Origin of the sequence: Microvirga sp. KLBC 81 (assembly GCF_003075415.1) — a bacterium.
Lineage (GTDB): Bacteria > Pseudomonadota > Alphaproteobacteria > Rhizobiales > Beijerinckiaceae > Microvirga.
This window is the reverse complement of sequence record NZ_QDAH01000229.1, coordinates 1-1,568: the sequence shown is the minus strand read 5'-3', so window position 1 is coordinate 1,568 and position 1,568 is coordinate 1. Positions and strand designations below refer to the sequence as shown.

General features: G+C 60.5%; 1 protein-coding gene. It reads right to left on the bottom strand.

All coding sequences use genetic code 11. The features are described 5' to 3' along the window. Nucleotides 1–391: 391 nt before the first annotated feature. The gene (locus DC522_RS33405) at nucleotides 392–1,423 is read right to left on the bottom strand and encodes an IS110 family transposase (RefSeq protein ID WP_116532681.1); all 1,032 of its coding nucleotides are present in this window, start codon (nucleotides 1,421–1,423) and stop codon (nucleotides 392–394) included. Between the last annotated feature and the right edge of the window lie 145 nt (nucleotides 1,424–1,568).

Sequence of the window (1,568 nt, the reverse complement as noted above, 5' to 3'; positions counted from 1 at the left end):
GTGGACGCTCCCTGCTCACCGGCATCAAAGTGCCAAAGGGTGGCCGTCATGAAGATCGCCACAAAGAGAGGGAGCGTCCGCTATGCAGATTACCACAGTCGGCCTTCTCTATTCGGCCGCCTCCAGTCAAGCGCTTTCGGGCTCGACCTCATGGCTGGAACTGTCCCGCGGGCTCTCGCTTCTCTCCGGAATCGGCCTAACGGCCCTTCCACTATGGGGTCAGAAGAATGAAGTGGAACGATCTGGATCGCGTCCTTCCTGTCTTCGACCGGAGGAACAGCCGACTGTGCGGACTCACCTCATTCATCGTCCCGCGAGGGACAGACATCCGCCTGAGGGCGGAACCTTGTGCTTCTCTCTGGCGCGACAGCTTCGGCTCAGACAGGTCTGGTCATGCAGCCCGAACCTCTCGGGTCCAGCGGAACTCGGTGCCATCTAACCAGATGCGATGCAGGATGGTCGCTAATCGGCGGGCCAGTGCGACGACCGCCTTTCGTCCGCCACGCCGCTGGGCCACCTTCATGGCCCAGGCTTTCAGCCAGGACCAGCGGGTCATGCGGGTGAGCATGGTCTGAGCCGCCTCAAACAACAGCGTTCGCATCATGGCATCCCCGCACAGTGAGATCCGGCCGACCCGGCTGCTCTCCCCTGATTGATGCAGGACGGGTGTCAGCCCCAAAGCAGGCCCCACCGCCTTGGAGCTCCGGAACCGGGCTGGTGTGTCGATCGTCGCCACAAAAGCCAGGGACACCACAGGCCCCACTCCTGGAACCGTCATCAGACGCCGGCACACCTCATCATTCCGGACCAGCTCCAGCAGCTTCCGGTGCAAGGTGGCAAAGTGCTCGCGCAAGGTCCGACGGGCCTCAAGAAGCGGTTCAATAATGTCAATCAGATCGGGCATGTTCTCGACGAGCTCGCGGATGCGCGCCTCGAACCGAACCGCCCCCACAATGCCAACCTTGATCCCGAAGTTGCGCAACAGACCGCGGATGTCGTTCTCCACCGCGAGGGCTTTCTCCTGCAGTAGCTTGCGTGCCATCAGCAACGCCCGACGCTTTTGGCTTGAGAGCGTCTTCACATGCACCGGCCGGAACAGGTTGACCCGCATCATCTGGGCGATGCCGCGGGAGTCATGGCGATCCGTCTTGTTCACCTGGGCTTTGAGAAAGGCTTTGGCGTGCCGCGTCTCGATGCACACGACAGGGAGTCCGGCGGTAACGAGCCCTTCGAAGAGCCATTGAGAGAGCGGCCCTGCCTCGAGTCCGATCCGCTCAAGGTGCCAGGCGGCATCCTTTAGGAGATTCACAAGGTCGTCCGGATGGCTGGCGACCTTGATCTCACGACAGATCTTCCCCGTCTCATCAACAATGCACACCGATGTCTCTTTGACCGAAACATCCAGACCCGCATAGTGCTTCATGCTGTGCTTCTCCCACTGAGGTTATGCTCTACAGCTCTCGTTTTAACATCAGCCTGACGCGCAATACTTACCGTAGCATGGTGGGCTCTGCCGTCAGGCCGAATACCCGATCTGGATCTGGCTAAACACATCTTCCAGGTGCACG

Excerpts from the sequence above, each read along its gene's own strand:
- DC522_RS33405 (WP_116532681.1), bottom strand. The coding sequence starts at position 1,423 with ATGAAGCACTATGCGGGTCTGGATGTTTCGGTCAAAGAGACATCGGTG.